This window comes from Streptomyces armeniacus (assembly GCF_003355155.1).
Taxonomy (GTDB): Bacteria; Actinomycetota; Actinomycetes; order Streptomycetales; family Streptomycetaceae; genus Streptomyces; species Streptomyces armeniacus.
Map to the genome: position 1 here is coordinate 4338068 of NZ_CP031320.1, position 19775 is coordinate 4357842.

Below are 19775 nucleotides of genomic sequence, written 5' to 3' on the forward strand. Positions count from 1 at the left end.
GTTCGGCACCCGTCAGACCGTGGCGGGCCGCGCCGGGGAATCAGCCGAGGTCAGCCGACCGGTGCGGTGCAGACCGTACAAGGCCGCAGCGCACGCCAGTCCAACGCCGAGGAGCGCCATCCATGGCAGCGCAGACATGCCCGCAGAGCGTGCAGCGTCCAGCGCGGCACCCGTGAGCAGATTGCCCAGCGTGATGCCGATGCCGCAGATGGTGTTGTACAGCCCGTAGTGGGTGGCGACGAGGCGGTTGCCGGCGAGCCGGACGATGGTGTCCATCTCGAATGGGTAGGCGATCATCGTGCCCAGAGCGAGCAGCAGCGCCGCGAGCGATGCAGGCAGAGCAGCCAGCAGCCACTGCCCGACACCGCCGTCCGGAACGGGCAGAGCGGTCGCCGCCAGCAGCGGGACGAACGCCGCCCCCATCGTCAGCAGCCCCCAGGCGAGCGCCTGTCCGGGCTGGACGCGGGCTTTGAACCAGGCGGTCACCCGCGTCTGGCAGATGATCGTGCTCAGCCCGGATGCCGCGAAGAGCAGTGCCACTGCTCCGGTCCCTGCCATTCCGTCGCCTCCCATGCGGCGCGCTTCCAGGGGCAACGCGAGGTAGACCTGGAACGAGAGGACGTACGAGCCGATCATCGCGAGCGAGAACAGCAGGAAGGGCCGGTTCGCCACGATGCCACGCCACTCGGCGAGCACACTCTCCCGCGCCGCCTTCTGTGTGCCGCCCGCCTCGTCCGCCCGTCGAGCGGGCAGCGCACGGATCTGGACCACGCTCAGCAGCGCGAAGATCGCTGCTGACACCAGGCAGGTGACCCGGAAGTCGACCCCGGTCAATACCATGCCCACCAGCGGGCCGAGCAGGATGCCCGCCTGGTAGAAGACGTTGAACAGGGCGAACGCCTCGACCCGGCGCTCTCCGGAATCAGCTGCGAGATAGGCCCGTACGGCCGGGTTGAACAACGCCCCGGCCAGCCCGGTGGCCGCCGACGCGGCCAGCAGCGCGGGCAGTGAGCTCACCAGAGCGAGGGTCGCGAAACCGACGGTACGCAGCACGCACCCGGCGACGATCAGCGGCTTGTAGCCGAGCCGGTCGGCGAGTGTGCCTCCGATGAGGAACATGCCCTGCTGGCTGAAGTTGCGTACGCCCAGGATCAGTCCGACCAGCCAGCCCGCCAGACCGAGCGAACCGGACAGGTGCGCGGCCAGGTAGGGCATCAGCATGTAGAAGCCGAGATTGATGGTGAACTGGTTGACCATCAACAGCTGGACGCTGCGTTCGTACGTGCGTACCTGTGCGACGAGCGCCATCACCGGGGCACCTCTTCCGCGCTGGTCAGGGAGAGCGGGTCGACCACTTCGGTACAGCGGGTCCAGCGGGTGACCTCCTTCTCGTCCGCCCGTCCCGTCACCTCGGGTTCCGGGGCGGGCGGTGTGTCGAGCAAACCGTGGGTGGCCCCGTACGCGTCGTCGTACACCGTCTCCAGATAGCGCTGCGGCCCGTCCGGGAAGATCGCCGCGATACGCGCCGTGGCGGGGAGCGTGCGGGCGAGCCACCCGGCGACCAGCGCGACCGCCCCCACGCTCCAGCCGCCGGTGGCGTAGTGGGAGGTGGCGAGCTGGCGGCAGGTCCATACGGCTTCGCCCGGGGCAACCCAGTGGACCTCACTGAAGTGCTCGTACGCCACGTTGCGCGGGTGGATGCTCGAGCCCAGCCCGCGCATCAGGCGGGTACGAGCGGGCTGTCCGAAGATGGTGGAGCCAATGGTGTCGACGCCGACGAGCCGCAGCCCGGGGTAGAGCTGGCGCAGGACCCGGGAGATGCCCGCGGAGTGGCCACCGGTGCCGACACTGCACACGAGTACATCGATGTGGCCGAGCTGTGCGGCGAGTTCCAGGGCGAGCGGGGTGTACGCGGCGACGTTGTCGGGGTTGCTGTACTGGTCCGGGCACCAGGAACCAGGGTGCTCCGCGAGCAGTTGGGCGACGCGGTCCCGGCGTGCTTGCTGCCAGCCGCCGTCCTGGTGCGGTTGAGTGACGAGTTCCACGTCCGCGCCGTAGACGGACAGCAGCCGGGCCATGGACGGTTCCAGGCCGGGGTCGGTGACCAGAGTGACCGGATGGCCGTAGACGAGCCCGGCGAGCGCCAGGCCCAGTCCCAGGGTGCCGCTGGTGGATTCGATGATCGGGCTGCCGGACCGCAACTCGCCGCGGGCGCGGGCGCGTTCCACCATGTGCAGCCCGGGACGGTCCTTGATGCCACCGGGGTTGAAGCCTTCGAGCTTCGCCCAGAAGCCTCGTCCGGCGGGAGCGAAGGGCTGCGTCACACGCAGGACGGGGGTGTTGCCGACCAGCCCGGACAAGGCGGTGCGGTCGGTGAAGGTATCGGTGAGTGGGGCTCGCATGTATCTGCTCTCGTTCGATGGCGGCGCGATGGATGGTCGGCTCGCGGCCCTCGGGCGGAAGCGGGCTCCTTGACGGCTCCCGCTCGTGGCGTCGGGCGCGGTGCGCCGCGGTCTATATGCGCCACCGGCAGATGCTGGTGAGTGTGGTGCGTCCGGTCCGCGGTCTCTGCTCTCCGAAGGTGATGTGGAGCGGCGCTTCCGGGTGCCGGGCGGAAGTGAGAGCAGGGGCGCGGACGGCCAGCAGGTCGGGAGACTGCCGGGGCGTCTGGCGCGACTCCGACGATCCAGCCGGCAGGTGCTCGGTGGGCCCGCAGGAGGCGGGGCGCGAGAGTTCGGGGGTATCCGGACCGGCTGGTTCAGCAGGCTGCGTGAGAGCGGTGGTGAGCGCAGGGGCAGGGGCAGGGCCGTGAACGTTGCCGTCGTGGTGCTCGGCCGGCAGGCAGAGAACCGTGGTCAGGGCCGAGAGCCCCAGCAAGAGCGCGACGAGCCAGCCCGCCCCGGACAGGGCGCGAGACAGCACAGATCCTCCGTGCCCGCGCCGGCTACCGCCAGTAAAGCGGCAGGCAGCGGGGGAAGTTGGTCAGCGGGGAGAGAACGAGTGGAGGAGCGAGCTGGGCTCTAAACGCGCAGGATGGTGGAACGGTTGAGCAGCGTCTGCAGGACACCGGACTCCGCGGCCACATCGCTGGCCGCGTTCAAGGGCGGCTGATCGTGGCGGGTTTGCTCCCAGCGCAACGGCGTGCTGGGAACCTCGAGTTCCACGTCGTCGTGCGGCTGCGCGGAAACACAGTCCGGAACGGCGTGGCCGGATTCGTGACCGTTGTGCTCGTGTCCGCCGTGGCCGGGCGCCGATGGCGCAGTCATGGGAAGCGACGCTGCGGAGTCCTCCGCGCAGCCACCCTCGCCGAAGGTCATGTGTACGGACGGCGCCGCACTCGCGCCACCGGTGAGATGCCCTGCCGTGCTCTCCGCGCTCACACCGTGCGCGTACATCAGCCCCAGCACGAGCACGACGAGCCCGAGCAGCCGCAGCGGAGCCGCAGCTCCACGGGACCGCCGTACGCGAGAACGCGATCGGGCCGTGATCATGCCGTGATACTAACCCCTTGATCGGCTACCGAAGCGACAACCGCCGTAACAGCAGGTTGCTGCGGAATGCGGGCGGCGTACCCACCCACCACCAAAACCCATTTTCCTTAGGAGATAAGGTGGAGGCACTCCCGATCCCCGAGGACGTCCCGATGCATCTCCGCCTCCGTGTTGTCTCCGCCGCTTCCGCGCTGCTGCTGTCGGCCGTGCTGACCGCGTGCTCCAACGATTCCGCCTCGGACAGCGCGCAGGAACCGTCCTCCTCCTCGGCTGTGACGGTCAGCCATATCCACGGACTCGGCATCGATCCGGCCGATGGCCGTCTCTATGTCGCCACACACGAAGGCGTGATCTCCGTGGCGAAGGACGGCGCTGCGGCGCGGGTCAGCGACAAAGCCGACTACATGGGCTTCACCGTGGCCAAGGCGAAGACGTTCCTCGGCAGCGGTCACCCGCCTGAGGGCAGCGACGAGCCCGCCAACCGTGGGCTGCTGCGCAGCACCGACTCCGGGAAGAGCTGGAAGACCCTCTCGCTCGGCGGTGAAGTGGACTTCCATTCCCTGGAGTTCGCGCACGACACCATCTACGGCTACGACAGCACCAACGGCGTGCTGCGCGTCAGCGAGAACGGCACCGATTGGGACACGCGTGCCGAACTCGGCGCACTCGACCTGGCCGTCAGCCCCGAGAAGCCGCAGGTGGTGCTCGCCACCACGCAGAGCGGTATCGCGGGGAGTGCCGACGGCGGACGGACCTTCGACAAGGGAGCCGAGCCCGCGTTGGCGTTCCTCTCCTGGCCGGAGCCCAAGGCGCTCTATGGCATCTCCCCCACTGGTGAGCTGCAGCGCAGCACCGACGCAGGAAGCAGCTGGAAGCGCGTCGGTACCGTTCCCGGCGGACAGCCCCAGGCGCTCACCGCGGTCGACGCGGACCGCGTGCTGGCCGCCACGCAGAGCGGCGTGTACGAGTCGCGGGACGGCGGCAAGACGTTCACCGAGCGACTGCCGGTCGCTGGTGGCGGCGGCCACTGAGCGCGCGGCCCCTCGTACACGTGCGGCTCACGAGCATCGCCGGGGCGAAAACCACCGTGGCGGGTACCCATACACCCGTCAGCCATTCCGGTACGGCTACCTCTGCGCTGCCGGGGCTTCGCGGACGCCAGCCACGGGTCCGGCACGACGGCTCTCCAGCAGCGTGGCGATGAGGACGGCGCCCAGCGCGAGGAGAGCCGCGGCGATGGTGAGCGCGAACGAGAAGCCCTCCGTCGCCGCGCGCTGCGGAGTGGCCGAGCCGGTCAGCGTATCGGTGCGATGCGCGGCCAGGGAGACCAGTACCGCCAACCCCACGGCGCCGCCGACTTGTTGAACGGAACTCAGAACGGCCGAGCCCAGACCGGCGTTCTCCTCAGTGGTCCCGGTTACCGCGGCGATCGTCAGGGCCGGCAGCGACAGCCCGCAGCCCAGGCTCGTCACGAGCATGCCGGGCAGCACCCCGGACCCGTATGCGTCGCCAGGCGCCACACCGGACAGCAACAGCAGTCCGGCCGCGCTGATCAGGAAGGAGGCGACCAGAGTCCGACGCTCTCCGAGCCGGATCACCGCACGGGAGGAGAGCCACATGCCCGCCAGGATGCCGCCTCCGTACGGCAGGTAGGCAACGCCTGCCGTGAGCGGGGGGTAGCCCAGCACGGTCTGCAGATGCAGCATCAGCAGATAGGCCATCGAGAAGAACGCCGCGGAGAACAGCAGAGTCGCACCGTTGGCGACGGCGCGGATCCGGAAGGACAGGAACGACAGCGGCACCAGCGGCTCGGCCGTACGTGACTCGACCACGAGGAACGCGACCGCCAGCACAGCGGCCAGGGACAACGGCCCGGCCGAACCGGCTCGGCCCCAACCCGCCTCGGCGCTCTGCAGCAGACCGTAGACCAGCGATACCAGGGCGCCGGTACCCAGCACCGCCCCGGCTACGTCCAGGCGTGCCGGGCGGCTTCCCCGGCTCTCGGCGACCAGACGCGGGAGCAGTGTGAGGGCCGCGAGCGCCACCGGCAGGTTGATGAGGAAGATCCAGCGCCAGGACGCGAGCCCGGTGAGTGCACCGGATATCACCAGGCCCATCGTGCCGCCCAGCCCCGCGATGCCGCCCCAGATACCGAGCGCCTTGGCACGCTCCTCGGCTCCGGGGAACAGCAGGGTGATCAGTGACAGCGCGGCCGGGCTGGCCATGGCCGCGCCCGCGCCCTGGGCGAACCGTCCCGCTACCAGCTGCCAGGGTTCCTGCGCGAGCCCGCAGGCGAGGCTCGCCACACCGAACAGTGCTACGCCGCACAGGAAGACTCGCCGACGCCCCAGCAGGTCAGCCGCACGGCCGGACAGCAGCAGCAGGCCGCCGAAGGCGAGGAAGTACGCGTTGACGACCCACGCCAGACCGGCGGCGCTGAAGCCGAGGTCATCCCGGATGTGGGGAAGGGCGACGTTCACCACGGTGTCGTCCAGTACGAGCATGAACTGCACGAAGCACAGCACCACCAGGGCCAGTCCGCGCGAGCGATCAGTCGGCATGGAACGACGCTATGCACTGGTGGCGTTGGCCGCGATGCGCTACCAGGCCACGCCATAACGCGATGAGGACATACGCTGGGACGCATGGCCGAGGCTGTCGTGGGTGCCGTCCCCGCCGGGGTGGGGGCGATCGTCGTTGCGCGGTTTCCGCTGTCATCGGGGCAGTGGTTCTCCGCGCACAGCCACCCGCAGCACCAACTGGCCTGGACGCGAAGCGGTGTCCTGGGCGTCGCCGTCGATGACGCGTACTGGGTGCTGCCGCCCACGCGCGCCCTGTGGCTGCCCGCAGGTGTCGTCCACCGGACCGGCGCGACCCGCGACGCGGTGCTGTGCAGTCTCTACCTCGAACCGGACCGGTGCGGCCTTGACTGGACCGAGCCCACCCCGGTCGCCGTCGACGGACTCCTGGCGCACCTGATCGCTTACCTCCATCGCGAAGACCTTTCCGACGGCGTACGGCTGCGGGCCGAGGCGGTCGTCCTGGATCTGCTGCGTCCGCTGCCCACAACGCCGATCGACGTGCCGCAACCCGTCGACGAACGCGTCACCGCCGTGGCCGACGCGCTGCTCGCCAACCCCGCCGACCCGCGGAGCCTTGAGGCGCACGCCCGGGCCGTCGGAGTGAGCCGCCGCACCCTGACACGGCTGTTCGTCCACGACACCGGCATGAACTTCGATCGCTGGCGCACCCATGTGCGACTGCGGGCGGCCTTGCCCCTTCTCGCCGAAGGCCAGCCCGTGTCCCGGGTCGCTCACACCATCGGCTACGCAACGCCCAGCGCGTTCCTCGCGGCGTTCCGCCGAACTGTCGGCACCTCGCCGAAGCGCTATCTCAATGGCGATACCAACACGAGCTCCGACAGCAGCACCAACGGGATGCCTCGGCGGGACGAAGATCGATAGCCTTCTTTGCGAGATGGATCTTCACCCCGTGGCGCAAAGATTCGAGCGACCCGCTCGATAAGTACACTGCGAAGGCTGTTCAACCCGTCGATCTCCCGCTTGATGGCTCGTATGAGTCGGGCTAATCACCCCTGGCCGGGATCAGCCACAGGGCGATGCCAGCGGCGACGGCGGCCACGCCCGTGGCGACGAGGAACGCGTCGTCGAACCCGGAGCCAGCGCTTGTACCGGTACGGGCAGTGATGCTGGCGGCAGCTGCACTGGAGACGGCCGCGGCGCCTGCCGAGGCGCCGAACTCGTGGAACGTGCTGACGATTCCCGAGGTCACACCCGCCTCGTGGGGGGCGACGTCGCCGAGTGCGGTGGCCGAAGCGACGACGAACAGAGCCCCCAGACCGGCCGCGGCGATGCTCACGCCTACGACCATCGCGGCGGTGCCCGACCAGAGCACGGGGACGAGGAATCCAGCGGCGGCGACCACCAGGGCCACTGCGGCCAGGACTCGGGCGCCGAGGCGGCCGATCACGCGGCCGGAGGCGGTGGCAGCGGCCATGGTCACCAGTGCCACCGGCAGGAACAGCAGCCCGGTCGTCAGGGCGCCGTGGTGCCGGTGGTTCTGGAAGTAGAACGAGCCGAGGAAGAAGACACCCACCATCAAAGCGGTGGCCACCGCGATCACGAAGATGCCTGCCACCACGGGGCGCCGGCTGAGCAGGCGGAGGTCCATCAAGGGCACCGATGCCCGGTGCTGCCAGGCGGCGAAGCCGGTGTAGGCGGCAGCCGCGGTGGCGAACAGGAGGACGGTGACGGCGTCGAACCAGCCGTGGTCACCGGCACGGATCAGGGCGTAGATCAGGGAGCCGGTGGCCGCGGCGACAAGGGCTGCACCGGGTACGTCGAGGGATCCAGAACCCGCCCGAGGCAGGTCCGGCAGTATCCGGGTGAGCGCGACGAGGACGATCAGGCCGACGGGGACGTTGATGAAGAAGACCCAGGCCCAACCCGGCCCGGCCGTGATCAGTCCGCCTAGCAGTACACCCAGGGCGGCGCCGCCACCGCCGAGCGCCGACCAGATGCCCAGCGCCCGATTGCGTTCTTCGCCGTCAAAGAGCCGCACCACCACGGAGAGGGCGGCGGGCGAGAGCATCGCGGCTCCCGCACCCTGCGCGATCCGTGCCGCCAGCAGAAGGGGGGCGCCCGTGGCGAGCCCGGCGACCAGAGAGGCGGCGGTGAACACGGCGAGGCCCGTGAGGACGACCCGCTTGGCGCCGAACACGTCGGCTACTCGGCCGCCGAGCAGCATCAGGCTGCCGAAGGTGAGGGCGTAGCCGCTGACCACCCAGGTCAGGGCGGCGCGGTCAAGGTCCAGCTCGGCACCCATGTGAGGCAGGGCGATGGCGACCACGGTGATGTCGAGGATCAACATCAGCTGCGCCAGCCCCAACAGACCAAGAATCGGCCAGCGCAGCGGATGGGCTGCTCCCGGCGCGTGTGCGCTGGTGGTTTCCGTGTCGCTCATGACGTCACCCCTCGATCCGATAACCCGTACAGTGTTGTTCAGGTTAGCCCTAGTCGGAGCTCAAACCAAACAGCACTGTTCGACTAATGTGGGTAGGGTGTGGGGCATGGGCAGTAGAAGCACCGTCAAGCGCGCCGACGCCCTACGGAGCATCGACGCGATCGTCAAGGCCGCGGCCGAGTGCATGGGGGAAAACCCGGAGGCGAGTCTCAGTGAGATCGCGCGTGCCGCGGGTGTGGGCCGGGTGACGCTGTATGCGCACTTCGCCTCCCGGGCGGAGGTCGTCGACGCGGCGATGAGCCGCGCCGTCGACCGGAGCAACGACGCGCTGGACGCGGTCGACCTGACCGGTGATCCGCTCCTCGCGCTGGCACGTTATGTCGAGGCCAGCTGGCATCTGGTGGACCAGGCGCGGGCTCTGCTCGTCGCCGCCCAGAGGGAACTGCCCCCGGGCCGTATCCGTGAGCTGCACAGCGGCCCCGCCGCCCGGGTGGAGACGCTTGTCGCCCGCGGCCGCGCCGAGGGGATCTTCCGCACCGACCTGCCGATCGCATGGCTGGTCAATGTCCTGCACTCGATCATGCACAGCGCCGCCGACGAGATCCGCGCCGGTCGTCTCACCTCCGACCGCGCCGCCGGCCACATCACCGCCACGGTGCTGGCTTCCTTCACCCCGCCGGGAAGCCCGGTGCCGGAACCTGACGCGGGAGTGTGAGCCGACTACGAGGGCGCGGCGTGCCTGGGCGACCGGGCCTCTCCCTCGAAGCGGCTCACTGCTCAGTCAGTTGACGCACCGTGCCGGGCGTGATCACCGGCGCGGTGAGCCGGTGGATGCACTTTGCTCAGCGGGTGGGCTGGAACAGTTCGATGAGGTTGCCGGCGGGGTCTGTGAGCAGGATCTGACGCCCGCCGGGGCCCGAGACGACATCGCTGAGGAAGGTGAGTCCGGCGCTGCGCAGCCGGTCGATCTCGGTGTCGAGGTCGTCGACGGTCAGGTGGATGCGGTTGCCCCCGGCGCCGAGGTCGTTGGGAGTGGCGCGGGCGCCGGAAGTGGCCGGGCCGGACAGCAGCAGCCGCAGCGGCCCGCGGGTCACGTCGGCGAAGGCGGGGGCGGGGTTACTGCGGAGGGTGAAGCCCAGGTGGGTGGTGTAGAAGTCGATGGCCGCCTGGACGTCGTCGACGAGGTAGCGGACGCTGGCGAACTGCTCGGGCGTGGTCACGGCTGAACCTCCTGTGGCGTGGGGGTGAGCAGCGGCAGCAGGTAGCGGATGCGGGTGTCGATCTCTGCTGCCGTGCGGACGAATGCGGGGTGGCCGACCGGGCCGGGGCTGGTGGCTGCTGCGGGGTCGGGGATGCTCCAGTGGACCAGCCGTGGCTGGTCGCCGAAGTCGGGGCAGACCTCCCGGACCTTGTCGCACAGGCTGATCACGTAGTCGAACCGGCGGCCGAGCAGGGCGTCCAGGTGTCGTGGACGCTGCCCGGAGATGTCAATGCCGTGCTGTTCACGCAGGACCTGTACGGCGTCGGGGTGGATGCGGGGCTTGGGGTGGCTGCCGGCGCTGGCCACCTCGACGTGACCGTCGGTGCGGTGGCGTAGCAGTGCCTCGGCGATCGGGGAGCGGGCGCTGTTGCCGGTGCATGCGAACAGGACGGCGGGCCGTCTCGCCGGCGACGCCGACGACGAGGGCGACGGCAGGGCGGGGGCGAAACCCAGCGCCGGGTGCAGGGCGCTACCGGTGCGGGCGAGCGCGTCCGCGCTCTGCTGCAGGTCCAGGTGGTAGTAGCTGTCGCGGGCGTCGAAGCTGCTGCGGCGGGCGGTGACCAGCCCGCCGTCGCGGAGCAGCCGCAGATGGTAGGAGACCAGGTTCTGCGGCTGGCCGACCCGCTCCACCAGTTCACGAACCCGGTAGTCACTCGCGGCGAGTTCGGCCAGCAGCTTCCACCGCAGCGGGTGGGAGGCCAGCTGCACGAACGCCGGGGCAGCAGGATCCGAGGGCCTCATGCAGCCAGAATACATCAAACCAAATTGATGTACCTTGCTGTCGGGAGCACTGACGCTCAATGCCGGAAGACGGAGGCACGTCATGAGTCAGCCCGCCGAGACCCCGTCACCTCAGCTCCAGCGGCGGCTCGGCGTCGGCGACGCCGTCCTCATCGGACTGGGTTCGATGATCGGCGCGGGCATCTTCGCGGCACTCGCCCCGGCCGCCCGCGCGGCCGGCTCCGGGCTGCTGGCCGCTCTGGCGGTGGCCGCGGTGGTGGCGTACTGCAACGCCACCTCCTCCGCCCGGCTTGCCGCCCGCTACCCAGCCTCCGGCGGCACCTACGTCTATGGCCGCGAACGCCTCGGCGACTTCTGGGGCTACCTGGCCGGCTGGGCCTTCGTGATCGGCAAGACGGCGTCCTGCGCGGCGATGGCGCTGACCGTCGGCTCGTACGTGTGGCCCGGTCACGCCCACGCGGTGGCGGTCGCCGCGGTGGTGGCGATGACCGCCGTGAACTATGCCGGGATCCAGAAGTCCGCGTGGCTGACCCGGTCTGTCGTAGCCGTCGTACTGGCGGTGCTCGCGGTGGTCGTGGTCGTGAGCCTCACCTCGTCGACGGCGGACACCAGCCGGCTGGACGTCGGCTCGGACGCCACCGTCACCGGCGTACTGCGGGCGGCGGGTCTGCTGTTCTTCGCCTTCGCCGGGTACGCCCGCATCGCCACCCTCGGCGAGGAGGTCCGCGATCCCGCGCGCACCATCCCCCGCGCCGTCCCGCTCGCCCTCGGCCTGACCCTGGTCGTGTACGCGGCCGTGGCTCTCGCCGTCCTGATGGTGCTGGGCCCTCGCGGGCTGGGCGAGGCGGCCGCGCCGTTGTCGGATGCGGTACGGGCTGCGGGGGCGGACTGGCTGGCGCCCGTCGTGCGGGCCGGGGCGGCGGTCGCCGCGCTCGGGTCCCTGCTCGCGCTGATCCTGGGCGTCTCCCGCACCACCCTGGCGATGGCCCGTGACCGGCATCTGCCCCACGTCCTGGCCGCCGTTCATCCGCGCTTCCAGGTGCCGCACCGCGCTGAACTGCTGGTGGGTGCCGTCGTCGTGGTGCTCGCCGCCACCGCCGACGTACGTGGCGCGATCGGCTTCTCCTCGTTCGGCGTCCTGGTCTACTACGCCGTCGCCAACGCCTGCGCCTGGACGCTCACGCCGGAGGAGAACCGTCCGCCCCGCCTCGTCCCCGCGGTCGGCCTCGCCGGCTGCCTGGTGCTGGCCTTCACCCTGCCCGCCGACTCCGTCGCATCGGGAACCCTGGTCCTGGCCGCAGGCATCGCCGCCTACGGCATACGCCGGTCCATCAGCGCCCGCCCGGCGTCCTGAGCCGCTCACCTGCACGAGCGGGGTGCCGACCCGAACTCACATGTCCGGGCCGGCCGTCGACGTAGGTCCGGCCGTGCTTATGAGGTGGACTCGAACTCCCGCTCGCGATCGAAGCGGTCGGCGGTCCGCTCAACGCGTCGTGAGCGGGCGAGAGCGCGCCAGCCGATGACCATGGCGATCAGCCCCAAGGGAATGGCCACGACGGCGCCCACCATCCCGTTGCCGGTGCCGGGGCCACCACTGGAGGTGGCCAGATGCAGCGCCGCGAGGGCCGCCCCGAACAGGCCCGCCGCCATGGCCGACATGGCGGCGGTGCGTGCGTTGCCGAGGCTGATACGGCCACCGGGGCGGGCCAGGGCCAGACAGCCAATGGCCACGGCGATCAGCCCCACCCCGAGGGCCAGGTTGGCCCCCGTCCGCCCGTCGCCTACGACTCCGCCCTCGGCGGCCACCGTCAGGACATCTGTTGCGCTCATGCCGTTCTCCTCCTTCGTGCGTGGCGGCTTCCGCGGTTTCGCCGTGCCTTGAGCGTGCCTGGCCACCGCCCTGCTGGTCGTCCGGCGGGTGCGGTCTCTTCGGGCTGCCACCGACATGGCAGTCGACTGCTGCGCATGCGGCAGACGGCGGGCAAGTACCACGGGTGCGGTAGCCGGCCGCTCGTCCGCGGGCGGGACTCGCCCGCAGCGACGTCCGGCTAGGGTGCGCGCATGGACACAAGGCGTTTTCGTGTCCCGGCCGGCGCCATGGACTGGGTGATGGCCGTCAGCGTGGCGGCACTGCTGCTGGGAACCGGAATGTCCGGGCAGCACCCGGACGGGGAGCGCGAGTTGTTCGGCGCCGTGCTGCTGGCGGCCGGAGGTCTGGCGCTGGTGGCACGTCGTAGAGCTCCGATCGCCGTGCTGGCTGTCACCGGCCTGTGCGCGGTGGGGTACGAGGCCGCGGGCTTCGAAGTGCTCGCCGTCTCGTACCTGGTCGCGGTGTACGGCGCCGTGCGGGCCGGGCACCGCGCCCAGACGATGGCGGCATCCGTGTTGCTCCTCGTCGTCCTGCCTCTCACGGCGCTGGTCTTCCGTGACGGGCCGGCGCGCGAGGCGTTCGCGCAGGCCCGGGACGTGCTGGAAATCGCCTGGCTGATCGCCGCCTTCGCCGCCGGGGAAGCGCTGCGGCAGGCCGAGCGGCGGGCGGACGATGCCGAGCGCACCCGGGAGGAGACCGCTCGGCGCCGCGCCGACGAGGAGCGGCTGCACATCGCGCGGGAGCTGCACGATTCCCTCACCCACCAGATTTCGATCATCAAGGTGCAGTCCGAGGTCGCCGTCCACGTCGCTCGCAGGCGCGGTGAGCAGGTGCCCGAGACGTTGCTGGCGATCCAGACGGCCGGCCGGGAGGCGACCCGGGAGCTGCGCGCGACTCTGGAGGCGCTGCGCGACGACGACACGACCCCGCCGCAGAGCCTCGAGCACGTACCGGAACTGGTGGAGCGCGCCCGTTCCATGGGGCTGCACGCGACGCTGACGATCGAAGGGCAACGGCACGACGTACCTGCCGCGGTGGGCCGGACCGCCTATCGCATCGTCCAGGAGGCGCTGACCAACACCGCCCGGCACGCCTGTGCCACCACCGCGGCGGTCCGGATCGCATACCGGCCAGACGCGCTGTCCATCCAGGTGGACGACGACGGCAAGGCCACCCCCGATGACGCCCCGGCCCCCGGCCTCGGGCTGCTCGGCATGCGCGAACGCGTCACCGCCCTCGGGGGCCGACTGAACGCGCAGCCGCGCACCGAGCACGGTTTCACCGTCCAGGCCGAACTCCCCGTGGAACGAGCATCATGATCCGTGTCCTGCTGGTCGACGACCAGCCGCTCATCCGCAGCGGCTTCCGCGCACTGCTCGACCTCGAAGACGACATCGAGGTGGTGGCCGAGGCCGCCGACGGCGAAGAAGGTGTGGCGCTCGTCAGGGAGCATCTGCCCGACGTCGCGCTCATCGACATCCAGATGCCGGTCATGGACGGCATCGAGGCGACCCGGCGCATCGCCGCGGACCCGGCTCTGGCCAGCGTGCACGTCGTCATGCTGACCAACTACGGCATGGACGAGTACGTGTTCGAAGTGCTGCGCGCCGGCGCCGCCGGGTTCCTGGTCAAGGACATCGTGCCGGAGGACCTCCTGCACGCCGTACGGGTGGCCGCCCGCGGCGACGCTCTGCTCGCCCCGTCCCTCACCCGCAAGCTCATCAACCGGTACGTCACCCAGCCGCCCCCCGCCTCCAGTGCCGCGCTCGAGGAGCTGACCAGCCGCGAACGCGAAGCGGTCGCCCTGGTCGCACAAGGCCTGTCCAACGACCAGATCGCCGACCACATGGTGATCAGCCCGATGACCGCGAAGACCCACATCAACCGGGCCATGACCAAACTCCATGCCCGCGACCGGGCCCAGCTCGTAGTTCTCGCCTACGCATCCGGCCTGGTCGCCCCGCGCAACGGCTGACAGCCGACAGTGGTTGCCGACTTCGCGGTGGACGTCCCGACCATGCCCCGGCCACATCACCGCCACGGTGCTCGCCGCCTTCACGCCCCGTACCGTGATCTCCGGGTACGGCGGTCAGGCGGCCCATAGTCCATGATTTTCTGAATTCAGGATTGCATGTATCATCATGCGGGTGCTGACTCTCGCCACGGACATCGACGCTCTGGCCCGTTTCGGCCGGGCGCTCGCCGACCCCATCCGCTGCCGGATCCTCCTCGCCCTGCGCGACAAACCGACCCACCCAGCGGACCTCGCCGACCAGCTGGGCATTACGCGCACCCGCCTCTCGAACCATCTGGCCTGCCTGCGCGACTGCGGCCTCGTCGTCGCCGTACCGCAGGGGCGGCGCTTGCGGTACGAACTCGCCGACGCCCGCCTCGGACACGCTCTGGACGACCTGCGCAACGCAGTCGTCGCGGTGGAGGCCGACCGCACCTGCCCTGAGGCCGACGAGAAGGGATGCTGCTGATGGCAGCCGTGCAGCTCGGCCCCTCCCCAGTTCGCAGGGAGGTGCTCACGCGGCGCGTGCGCTACCTGGTCGCGGCGACGATCACGTACAACGTCATCGAAGCGGTCGTCGCCATCACCGCCGGCTCGCTCGCGTCCTCCACCGCACTGATCGGCTTCGGACTCGACTCGGTCATAGAAGTCTCCTCCGCGGCCGCCGTGGCGTGGCAGTTCTCCGCCAGCGACCATGACATACAAGACGCCCGCGAGAAGAGGGCGTTGCGGATCATCGCCTGCTCCTTCTTCGCGCTCGCCGCCTACGTCACATTCGATGCCGTCCGGTCGCTGACCCAGAGCGGAGAGGCGGACACGTCGCTGCCGGGGATCGTCCTCGCCGCGCTGTCCCTGGCCGTCATGCCGTTCCTGTCAGCCGCCCAGCGCCGCGCGGGGAGGGAGCTGGGCTCGGCCTCCGCCGTCGCCGACTCCAAGCAGACCCTGCTGTGCACCTACCTCTCCGGCGTTCTGCTGGTCGGTCTCGTCGCCAACGCCGCCCTCGGCTGGTCCTGGGCCGATCCGCTCGCCGCCCTGGTCATAGCGGCCGTGGCCCTCAAGGAGGGCCGCGAAGCCTGGCGCGGAGAGAACTGCTGCGCCGTGCCGCCCACGGCCACCGTGCAGAAACGCGCGCCAGACGGCGAAGACGCATGCGGTTGCCGCCCCGGCTGTTCGTGCTGCGCCCCGGACCGGGCCGAGTCAGCGGAACCGACTGCCCGATGACCGCCTCCGCATGGGCCTGGTCCGCACTGGCCCTGTTCGCGGTGTGGGCGACAGCCGCCTTCGGCCTCCGAGCCGTGCTGCAGCGCCGCCGCACCGGCGATTCTGGATTCCGCGGCATCTCCGGAGCGCCGGGTTCTGCCGCCTGGTGGGCCGGGGTGCTCTTCGTCCTGGCCCTCCTCGGCGGAGCCGCGGCTCCACTCGCCGCGCTCGGGGGCATGCCCCACGTACCCGGCGGCGAATCGCTGCTGGTTCACGCCCTGGGCGGCGTTGTCGCCCTGCTCGGCGCCACCGCGACGCTCCTCTCGCAGAACACGATGGGCGCGTCCTGGCGAGTCGGGGTCGACGACGCGGAGCGCACCGACCTGGTCACCGGCGGAGTATTCGGCTACGTACGCAATCCGGTATTCACCGCCATGATCGGCACTGCCGCCGGGCTCTCCCTGATGGTGCTCAACCTGATCGCGGTGGCATCCCTGGCCCTCCTGCTGGCCGCAGTCGAGATGCAGGTGCGTGTAGTCGAGGAGCCCTACCTCGCAGGCGTGCACGGCAGCTCGTACGCGGATTACGCCGGCCGAACCGGACGCTTCGTCCCTGGCGTCGGGCAGGGGCACCGCTCCTAGCCCGGCGCGAGCGTCTCGTCATTTCACTGGCTCGTCGTCGGATCGATCAGGTGACCAGGGCGCCCGGTGTCGTACGCCGCGTTCACGGCTCCCCTGCCCTGGTGTCGGGACGCTCGGGTCGGGGAGCACGCTCTGCCCCCGGCGCGTTCCGGGCACGGTGACCGAGCTGCAGGTCAGTGTCCGCGGGGCGCGTACATGATCACGGCCATCCCCGTGAGGCAGACGAGGGCGCCGACGATGTCGTACCGGTCGGGCCGGTAGCCGTCGGCGACCATGCCCCAGGCGATCGACCCGGCTACGAAGATTCCGCCGTACGCGGCGAGGATACGACCGAAGTTGTCATCGCTTTGGAAGGTGGCGACCACGCCGTACAGCCCCAGTGCGACAGCGCCCGCCCCGATCCAGATCCAGCCCTTGTGCTCCCGAATGCCCTGCCAGACCAGCCAGGCGCCGCCGATCTCGAACAACGCGGCGACGACGAACAGGGCAACAGAGCGCAGGACGGTCATGTTCAGGGAGCCTAACGACGGCTCCTGCCGGTGATGTGGGGCGGTTCACATGGCGTCTCGCAGCCGCACCCGCTCAGCCCGGATTCGCTCATTCGCTGGGGCCGGGAGCGGGCTGCCCGTCCGCGGCGAGTTCGGCGAACGGCAGGGGACAGCATGAGCTTGCCGCGCACGCGGCGAGGTCGTCGCATCCGGCCTCGACGGCGGCAGCCAAGGTGGCGCGGATCGTGGTCAGGTCGGCGATCTTCGCGTCGACCTCCGTGAGCTTGACCCCAGCCCGTTCTCGCAGACCTGAGACGGGGCGGCCGTGCCGGTGGCGTCCGGCCTCCATGAGTTCGGCCACCTCCCCCAGCGTGAACCCCAGGCGCTGCGCCGCCTTGATGACGCGCAGGGCGGTCACCGCCTCCTCGCCGTAGAGCCGCTGCCCACCGGGACTGCGTTCGGGCTCGGCGAGCAGTCCGCGCCGTTCGTAGTAGCGCAACGTCTGAACGTTCACACCTGCCGCGTCCGCGACTTCCCCGGTGCGCAGGCCCGTTGCCTTCATGGCCGCTCCCGCCCCGTGGCCAGGGCCAACCGCTCCTGCAGGGCGTCCAGTACGGCCTGGTGCGGCTCGTCGACCGTGACGGACAGCCGTAGCCTGTCCGCATCGACGACCAGCGAGAACGTGAAGAACGAGCAGCAGCCGCTCTCGCGGTCCACCAGGTCGCGTACGGTCTCCGCCACCCCTGGCCCGCCGCGGAGCACCAGTTGCAGGCGCATCCGGTCGGGCCGGGTCCACTCGCACAGCCGTTCACGGAACAGCACGTCGAATTCCGCGACCCGCAACGGCTGCTCCGTCGTGGGCAGCGTGCAGGACTGAGGCACCCAGGTCGTCATCGTGACCCTCCTGTCGGCGCTCCCCCGCTACAGCGCGGGGGAAGGACGTCTCCCCCGCACCGTAAACCTGTACCTAGGTACAGGATGCAAGCCGGTTACACAGGCAGCCGCCCGCGCTGGGCCCGTACGGGAGGTCAGCGACGCGCGGGCGGTGCAGAGCGCGGCGGCATGGCCAGCGGGTCCCGAACCGATGATGATCACGTTGCGGACGTCGGCTGCGGTCACTTCACGGCCTCCGGGGCGATCTCGGCGATCAGGCCCTCGATACGGGTCCTGATCTCGTCACGGATGGGCCGTACGGCCGCGACGCCCTGACCCGCCGGGTCCGCCAACTGCCAGTCCAGGTACCGCTTGCCGGGGAAGACGGGGCAGGCGTCACCGCAGCCCATCGTCACGCACACGTCGGAGGCCTGCACGGCGTCTACGGTGAGGACCTTCGGCGTCTCGGCGGCGATGTCGACGCCCACCTCACGCATCGCCTCCACCACGGCCGGGTTGACGGCGTCGGCCGGAGCGGAGCCCGCCGAACGCACCTCCACCCGGTCCCCGGCCAGGTGCGCCAGCCAGGCGGCCGCCATCTGGGAGCGGCCCGCGTTGTGGACGCAGACGAAGAGCACGGACGGCTTGTCTGACATGACGGTTCTCTTTCGTCGAGGGGAGCTTCGTCCCGCTTGCGCAGCATCAGCGACAGCTGGCATCAGGCAGCAATGATGTGACAGTATCAGCGCATGATGACGTCAGCCAAGCCTGAGCTGAACGCCCCGGATGCGGACCTCGTCCGGGTGCTCGCCGACCCCCTCAGGCTCCAGATCGTGACCCTGCTCGCCCGCGAAACGCTCTGCACCACACATCTGGTGGAAGAGACCGGCGCCCGGCAGACCAACCTGTCCAACCACCTGCGGGTGTTGCGCGAGGCGGGCGTCGTGGAGACCGAGCCCTGCGGCCGCTTCACGTACTACAGGCTGCGGCCCGAGGTCCTCGACGCGCTCGCCGCAGCACTCGGGGAGCTGGCTGAGGCTGCCCGCACCACCCTCGCCACAGACCGGAAGAGGCCCTGCCCGTGACCCGTACGGAACCCGCCACCGACACCAGCGGGACGAGCACCGGCGAGACGGGTGTGGTCGCCAAGCTCTCCACCCTCGACCGCTTCCTGGCGGTGTGGATCCTCACCGCCATGGCCCTCGGCCTCGGACTGGGCAGGCTCATCCCCGGGCTGAACGACGTGCTGTCCAAGATGGAGATCGGCGGCATCTCCCTGCCGATCGCGCTCGGCCTGCTGATCATGATGTACCCGGTACTCGCCAAGGTCCGCTACGACAAGCTCGACGCCGTCACCGGCGACCGCAAGCTCATGGCGAGCTCCCTGGTGATCAACTGGATCGCCGGTCCGGCCGTCATGTTCGCCCTGGCCTGGATCTTCCTCGCCGACCTGCCCGAATACCGTACGGGCCTGATCATCGTCGGCCTCGCCCGCTGCATCGCGATGGTCATCATCTGGAACGACCTGGCCTGCGGCGACCGCGAGGCGGCCGCCGTCCTGGTCGCCCTCAACTCCGTCTTCCAGGTCCTCGCCTTCGGCCTGCTCGGCTGGCTCTACCTCGACCTGCTGCCCGGCTGGCTCGGCCTGGGCGAGGGCGAGCACCTCGACATCTCGATGTGGAAGATCGCCCTGAACGTCGTCATCTTCCTCGGCGTCCCGCTGCTCGCGGGCTTCCTGACCCGACGCCTCGGCGAGAGGTCGATGGGACGCGAGCGGTACGAGGGGCAATTCCTGCCGCGGATCGGTCCGTTCGCGCTCTACGGACTGCTGTTCACGATCGTCCTTCTCTTCGCTCTGCAAGGGAAGACGATCACCTCGCAGCCGCTGGACGTCGCCCGTATCGCGCTGCCGTTGCTCGTGTACTTCGCCCTGATGTGGTTCGGCACCTTCGCGCTCGGCAAAGCGCTCGGTATCGCGTACGACCGCACCGCGACGCTCGCCTTCACCGCCGCCGGGAACAACTTCGAACTGGCCATCGCCGTCGCCATCGCCACCTTCGGCGTCACCAGCGGCCAGGCACTGTCCGGCGTCGTCGGCCCGCTGATCGAGGTGCCCGTGCTCGTCGCGCTCGTGTACGTGTCGCTCGCCTGGCGCCGGAAGTTCGCACCCGACGCGGTCACCACCTCCCCACCGCAGGAACGCTGATGCACCT

The 19775-nt window shown here is 70.2% G+C and carries 23 protein-coding genes; 11 read left to right on the forward strand and 12 right to left on the reverse strand.

What is annotated here, in order from left to right; genetic code table 11:
* Nucleotides 1–12: 12 nt before the first annotated feature.
* From DVA86_RS18730 to DVA86_RS18740, 3 genes are all read right to left on the reverse strand, one after another.
* On the reverse strand, nt 13–1308 hold the full coding sequence (locus DVA86_RS18730) for an MFS transporter (protein WP_425470866.1): 1296 nt from the start codon (nt 1306–1308) through the stop codon (nt 13–15).
* Nucleotides 1308–2402: a PLP-dependent cysteine synthase family protein gene (locus DVA86_RS18735; protein ID WP_208879817.1), complete on the reverse strand. Its 1095-nt coding sequence runs from the start codon at nt 2400–2402 to the stop codon at nt 1308–1310. The genes DVA86_RS18730 and DVA86_RS18735 overlap by 1 nt, the downstream gene beginning before the upstream one ends.
* 618 nt (nt 2403–3020) lie before the next feature.
* Nucleotides 3021–3491, reverse strand: coding sequence for a hypothetical protein (locus DVA86_RS18740; RefSeq protein ID WP_208879819.1), 471 nt, complete (start codon nt 3489–3491; stop codon nt 3021–3023).
* A gap of 119 nt (nt 3492–3610) precedes the next feature.
* Here DVA86_RS18740 and DVA86_RS18745 point away from each other — a divergent pair, with 119 nt between their 5' ends.
* Nucleotides 3611–4522 carry a F510_1955 family glycosylhydrolase gene (locus tag DVA86_RS18745; protein WP_342776363.1) on the forward strand — a complete coding sequence of 304 codons (912 nt, stop codon included), beginning with the start codon at nt 3611–3613 and terminating at the stop codon, nt 4520–4522.
* 96 nt (nt 4523–4618) lie between these two features.
* Here DVA86_RS18745 and DVA86_RS18750 read toward each other — a convergent pair whose 3' ends face one another.
* On the reverse strand, nt 4619–6052 hold the full coding sequence (locus DVA86_RS18750; RefSeq protein WP_208879821.1) for an MFS transporter: 1434 nt from the start codon (nt 6050–6052) through the stop codon (nt 4619–4621).
* Nucleotides 6053–6136: 84 nt separating this feature from the next.
* Between DVA86_RS18750 and DVA86_RS18755 the strand changes: the two genes are divergently transcribed.
* The gene (locus DVA86_RS18755; protein ID WP_208879823.1) at nt 6137–6955 is read left to right on the forward strand and encodes an AraC family transcriptional regulator; all 819 of its coding nucleotides are present in this window, start codon (nt 6137–6139) and stop codon (nt 6953–6955) included.
* A 121-nt stretch (nt 6956–7076) separates the two neighbouring features.
* On the opposite strand, the gene DVA86_RS18760 is transcribed toward DVA86_RS18755, so the two are convergent.
* On the reverse strand, nt 7077–8474 hold the full coding sequence (locus tag DVA86_RS18760; protein WP_208879825.1) for an MFS transporter: 1398 nt from the start codon (nt 8472–8474) through the stop codon (nt 7077–7079).
* 106 nt (nt 8475–8580) lie between these two features.
* Here DVA86_RS18760 and DVA86_RS18765 point away from each other — a divergent pair, with 106 nt between their 5' ends.
* Entirely contained in the window at nt 8581–9189 is a 609-nt protein-coding gene (locus tag DVA86_RS18765) for a TetR/AcrR family transcriptional regulator (RefSeq protein ID WP_208879827.1), read from the forward strand.
* Nucleotides 9190–9316: 127 nt separating this feature from the next.
* On the opposite strand, the gene DVA86_RS18770 is transcribed toward DVA86_RS18765, so the two are convergent.
* Both DVA86_RS18770 and DVA86_RS18775 read right to left on the reverse strand, forming a co-directional pair.
* Complete coding sequence (locus DVA86_RS18770; protein WP_208879829.1) at nt 9317–9694, reverse strand: VOC family protein; 378 nt, start codon at nt 9692–9694, stop codon at nt 9317–9319.
* Nucleotides 9691–10476, reverse strand: coding sequence for an arsenate reductase/protein-tyrosine-phosphatase family protein (locus tag DVA86_RS18775; RefSeq protein ID WP_208879831.1), 786 nt, complete (start codon nt 10474–10476; stop codon nt 9691–9693). The genes DVA86_RS18770 and DVA86_RS18775 overlap by 4 nt, the downstream gene beginning before the upstream one ends.
* 82 nt (nt 10477–10558) lie before the next feature.
* Between DVA86_RS18775 and DVA86_RS18780 the strand changes: the two genes are divergently transcribed.
* Entirely contained in the window at nt 10559–11830 is a 1272-nt protein-coding gene (locus tag DVA86_RS18780; protein WP_208879833.1) for an APC family permease, read from the forward strand.
* Nucleotides 11831–11907: 77 nt separating this feature from the next.
* On the opposite strand, the gene DVA86_RS18785 is transcribed toward DVA86_RS18780, so the two are convergent.
* Nucleotides 11908–12306 (reverse strand): DUF6223 family protein, encoded by a 399-nt coding sequence (locus DVA86_RS18785; protein WP_208879834.1) that lies wholly within the window; start codon nt 12304–12306, stop codon nt 11908–11910.
* A gap of 231 nt (nt 12307–12537) precedes the next feature.
* Here DVA86_RS18785 and DVA86_RS18790 point away from each other — a divergent pair, with 231 nt between their 5' ends.
* From DVA86_RS18790 to DVA86_RS18810, 5 genes are all read left to right on the forward strand, one after another.
* Complete coding sequence (locus DVA86_RS18790) at nt 12538–13665, forward strand: sensor histidine kinase (RefSeq protein ID WP_208879835.1); 1128 nt, start codon at nt 12538–12540, stop codon at nt 13663–13665.
* On the forward strand, nt 13662–14321 hold the full coding sequence (locus DVA86_RS18795; protein WP_208879836.1) for a response regulator: 660 nt from the start codon (nt 13662–13664) through the stop codon (nt 14319–14321). Before DVA86_RS18790 ends, DVA86_RS18795 begins: the two co-directional genes overlap by 4 nt.
* A 172-nt stretch (nt 14322–14493) precedes the next feature.
* Entirely contained in the window at nt 14494–14829 is a 336-nt protein-coding gene (locus DVA86_RS18800; protein WP_245996776.1) for an ArsR/SmtB family transcription factor, read from the forward strand.
* The gene (locus DVA86_RS18805; RefSeq protein ID WP_208879838.1) at nt 14829–15581 is read left to right on the forward strand and encodes a cation efflux transmembrane domain-containing protein; all 753 of its coding nucleotides are present in this window, start codon (nt 14829–14831) and stop codon (nt 15579–15581) included. The genes DVA86_RS18800 and DVA86_RS18805 overlap by 1 nt, the downstream gene beginning before the upstream one ends.
* Nucleotides 15578–16201, forward strand: coding sequence for a methyltransferase family protein (locus DVA86_RS18810; RefSeq protein WP_208879839.1), 624 nt, complete (start codon nt 15578–15580; stop codon nt 16199–16201). Before DVA86_RS18805 ends, DVA86_RS18810 begins: the two co-directional genes overlap by 4 nt.
* Before the next feature lie 173 nt (nt 16202–16374).
* Here the strand turns inward: DVA86_RS18810 and DVA86_RS18815 are convergent, their stop codons facing one another.
* From DVA86_RS18815 to DVA86_RS18830, 4 genes are all read right to left on the reverse strand, one after another.
* On the reverse strand, nt 16375–16710 hold the full coding sequence (locus DVA86_RS18815; protein WP_208879840.1) for a YnfA family protein: 336 nt from the start codon (nt 16708–16710) through the stop codon (nt 16375–16377).
* Nucleotides 16711–16798: 88 nt separating this feature from the next.
* Nucleotides 16799–17251, reverse strand: coding sequence for a MerR family transcriptional regulator (locus tag DVA86_RS18820; RefSeq protein ID WP_208879841.1), 453 nt, complete (start codon nt 17249–17251; stop codon nt 16799–16801).
* Nucleotides 17248–17583, reverse strand: a complete 336-nt coding sequence (locus DVA86_RS18825) for a hypothetical protein (RefSeq protein ID WP_208879842.1) — start codon at nt 17581–17583, stop codon at nt 17248–17250. The genes DVA86_RS18820 and DVA86_RS18825 overlap by 4 nt, the downstream gene beginning before the upstream one ends.
* A gap of 221 nt (nt 17584–17804) precedes the next feature.
* Nucleotides 17805–18218: an arsenate reductase ArsC gene (locus DVA86_RS18830; RefSeq protein ID WP_208879843.1), complete on the reverse strand. Its 414-nt coding sequence runs from the start codon at nt 18216–18218 to the stop codon at nt 17805–17807.
* Nucleotides 18219–18314: 96 nt separating this feature from the next.
* Here DVA86_RS18830 and DVA86_RS18835 point away from each other — a divergent pair, with 96 nt between their 5' ends.
* A complete protein-coding gene (locus DVA86_RS18835) occupies nt 18315–18647 on the forward strand; it encodes an ArsR/SmtB family transcription factor (RefSeq protein ID WP_208884882.1) in 333 nt (110 codons plus the stop codon).
* Nucleotides 18638–19768: an ACR3 family arsenite efflux transporter gene (gene arsB / locus DVA86_RS18840; RefSeq protein WP_425470992.1), complete on the forward strand. Its 1131-nt coding sequence runs from the start codon at nt 18638–18640 to the stop codon at nt 19766–19768. Before DVA86_RS18835 ends, arsB begins: the two co-directional genes overlap by 10 nt.
* Nucleotides 19769–19775: the final 7 nt, after the last annotated feature.

Coding starts and splice junctions, on each gene's coding strand:
- DVA86_RS18815 (WP_208879840.1), bottom strand. CDS start 16,710: ATGACCGTCCTGCGCTCTGTTGCCCTGTTCGTCGTCGCCGCGTTGTTC.
- DVA86_RS18790 (WP_208879835.1), top strand. CDS start 12,538: ATGGACACAAGGCGTTTTCGTGTCCCGGCCGGCGCCATGGACTGGGTG.
- DVA86_RS18730 (WP_425470866.1), bottom strand. CDS start 1,308: ATGGCGCTCGTCGCACAGGTACGCACGTACGAACGCAGCGTCCAGCTG.
- DVA86_RS18755 (WP_208879823.1), top strand. CDS start 6,137: ATGGCCGAGGCTGTCGTGGGTGCCGTCCCCGCCGGGGTGGGGGCGATC.
- DVA86_RS18735 (WP_208879817.1), bottom strand. CDS start 2,402: ATGCGAGCCCCACTCACCGATACCTTCACCGACCGCACCGCCTTGTCC.
- DVA86_RS18830 (WP_208879843.1), bottom strand. CDS start 18,218: ATGTCAGACAAGCCGTCCGTGCTCTTCGTCTGCGTCCACAACGCGGGC.
- DVA86_RS18765 (WP_208879827.1), top strand. CDS start 8,581: ATGGGCAGTAGAAGCACCGTCAAGCGCGCCGACGCCCTACGGAGCATC.
- DVA86_RS18835 (WP_208884882.1), top strand. CDS start 18,315: ATGACGTCAGCCAAGCCTGAGCTGAACGCCCCGGATGCGGACCTCGTC.
- DVA86_RS18775 (WP_208879831.1), bottom strand. CDS start 10,476: ATGAGGCCCTCGGATCCTGCTGCCCCGGCGTTCGTGCAGCTGGCCTCC.
- DVA86_RS18780 (WP_208879833.1), top strand. CDS start 10,559: ATGAGTCAGCCCGCCGAGACCCCGTCACCTCAGCTCCAGCGGCGGCTC.
- DVA86_RS18760 (WP_208879825.1), bottom strand. CDS start 8,474: ATGAGCGACACGGAAACCACCAGCGCACACGCGCCGGGAGCAGCCCAT.
- DVA86_RS18750 (WP_208879821.1), bottom strand. CDS start 6,052: ATGCCGACTGATCGCTCGCGCGGACTGGCCCTGGTGGTGCTGTGCTTC.
- DVA86_RS18810 (WP_208879839.1), top strand. CDS start 15,578: ATGACCGCCTCCGCATGGGCCTGGTCCGCACTGGCCCTGTTCGCGGTG.
- DVA86_RS18740 (WP_208879819.1), bottom strand. CDS start 3,491: ATGATCACGGCCCGATCGCGTTCTCGCGTACGGCGGTCCCGTGGAGCT.
- DVA86_RS18805 (WP_208879838.1), top strand. CDS start 14,829: ATGGCAGCCGTGCAGCTCGGCCCCTCCCCAGTTCGCAGGGAGGTGCTC.
- DVA86_RS18785 (WP_208879834.1), bottom strand. CDS start 12,306: ATGAGCGCAACAGATGTCCTGACGGTGGCCGCCGAGGGCGGAGTCGTA.
- DVA86_RS18820 (WP_208879841.1), bottom strand. CDS start 17,251: ATGAAGGCAACGGGCCTGCGCACCGGGGAAGTCGCGGACGCGGCAGGT.
- DVA86_RS18825 (WP_208879842.1), bottom strand. CDS start 17,583: ATGACGACCTGGGTGCCTCAGTCCTGCACGCTGCCCACGACGGAGCAG.
- DVA86_RS18795 (WP_208879836.1), top strand. CDS start 13,662: ATGATCCGTGTCCTGCTGGTCGACGACCAGCCGCTCATCCGCAGCGGC.